Annotated in this window: 3 protein-coding genes; all 3 read right to left on the reverse strand. The window is 38.7% G+C overall.

Translation table 11 applies throughout. The features are described 5' to 3' along the window. On the reverse strand, nucleotides 1–354 hold a 354-nt coding region (locus V7149_RS25390; protein ID WP_335348339.1), incomplete at its 3' end, for an FAD synthetase family protein. A gap of 37 nt (nucleotides 355–391) precedes the next feature. Continuing rightward, entirely contained in the window at nucleotides 392–1,312 is a 921-nt protein-coding gene (gene truB, locus V7149_RS25395) for a tRNA pseudouridine(55) synthase TruB (protein ID WP_335348340.1), read from the reverse strand. A 68-nt stretch (nucleotides 1,313–1,380) separates the two neighbouring features. After that, nucleotides 1,381–1,746, reverse strand: a complete 366-nt coding sequence (rbfA, locus tag V7149_RS25400) for a 30S ribosome-binding factor RbfA (RefSeq protein ID WP_150932364.1) — start codon at nucleotides 1,744–1,746, stop codon at nucleotides 1,381–1,383. Between the last annotated feature and the right edge of the window lie 57 nt (nucleotides 1,747–1,803).

Raw genomic sequence — 1,803 nt, forward strand, 5'->3', positions numbered from 1 at the left:
ATTTAGATCTATTAAATATTGATCTACAAATTCTTGGGGTAATAGACTCGCAAATTCCCTTGAAAAGTTGACAATAAATAAATAATCAATCCCTAATTTAGCCATCAACTCAATTTTTTCGCTCAGTGGAGTAATATATTCTACATGTTTAACACTTTTTCCTAATACAACAGAGGGATGAGGATCAAAGGTCATGACCGCACTTTTGAAGCCGCTCTCCTCCGCAATAGTCTTTGCTTTCTTAATAACCTTCTGATGTCCAAGATGAACGCCGTCAAAATAGCCTAATGCTATGGATAATAGCGGAAGTTCCCTCTTAACAAATTGTGGATGATTAATTGAAATTATTTCCATGCGGTTCACCTTTTTTCAAATTCAAAGCCCAAAGTTCTCACAGCATATCATTTCGAATGACCTTTACAGGCTTCATTAACCCTTGCTTTTGCTGATGATGCTCGTAAATGGCCAAAGCAATGCCATTTTCAGTTTCAACAACAATTGGACCTTTTGCTTCAGATAAATGACTTGGTATGGGCAAAACTGCTCCATTTTTTACTTTCTTTGCTACTGTATCATTTATCGTATATTTGGGCAAATGAGAAAGCCCAGATTCAAGCGGTTTTATTTTCGGCAAAAGGGTGCCTTCTTGAACGAAGGATTCTATTTCTTCTAATGTTAAGCAGTCTTGTAAGGAGAATGCGGCAGATTGAATTCTAACTAGCTCAGACATATGAGCAGGATAACCAAGTTTTTCTCCAATCATAACAGCTAACGTCCGTATATAAGTTCCCTTTCCACAAGATACCCGGAAGCGGAATTGAATTACTTCGCCACTGAAAATATCGCGGTCATCTAGAAGTTCGATTGAGTAGATTTTTACCCTTCTAGTTGGCCTTTCAACTGAAATCCCTTGTCTTGCGTATTCATAAAGCCGTTTTCCATTTACCTTCACAGCAGAATACATCGGAGGGGTTTGCGTTATTTCACCAGTTAAGCTTTCCAAAACAGATAAAATTTCTTTTCTGGAAAATGAACTTGTTACATTCCTAACTTCAACGGTTTCTCCTGAGGCATCCTCAGTTGTGGTGGAATACCCAATCGTTACTTCCCCTTCATATGCTTTTCCTGCATCTGTAATATATTCAGCCACTTTTGTCGCTCTCCCTAAGCAAATAGGGAGTACTCCCGTCACATCAGGGTCCAGAGTTCCGGTATGACCGATTCTTTTCATTTTTAAAATTTTACGCAGCTTAAATACACAATCATGTGAGGTGATCCCCTTAGGCTTAAATAGCGGCAATATTCCTTCCAAAAGTGATCCTCCTTTCTAAATTCGAAAAAAATGGATAGACAAATGTCTATCCACATCCATTTCTATCATTAATCTTCTTTTTCCTTGGAACGATCCTCATCATGAATTTGATGGAGTAATGTTTCAATCCGATTACCATAATCAATTGATTCATCAAATTCAAAGAAAATTTCTGGAGTTTTACGCAAGCGGATACGCTGCCCAATCTCCGAACGGATAAATCCTTTTGCTTTTGCAAGGCCTTTAAGCGTATTTTCCCTTTGTTCCTCATCGCCAAGAACAGAAATAAATACGGTTGCTTGCTGAAGATCTCCGGTTACTTGGACATCGGTTACCGTAACAAAGCCGACACGCGGATCTTTAATTTTACGGCCGATAATTTCGCCAAGCTCCTTCTTCATTTGTTCTCCAACTTTATTTGCTCGAAGGCTCATAATTTATTCACCTCTAATCAAATCCTCCTTGGCGGATTTGCGCCCAGATTTTTATCG

This window comes from Bacillus sp. JJ1503 (genome assembly GCF_036965125.1).
Taxonomy (GTDB): Bacteria; Bacillota; Bacilli; order Bacillales; family Cytobacillaceae; genus Cytobacillus.

Excerpts from the sequence above, each read along its gene's own strand:
- rbfA (WP_150932364.1), bottom strand. The coding sequence starts at position 1,746 with ATGAGCCTTCGAGCAAATAAAGTTGGAGAACAAATGAAGAAGGAGCTT.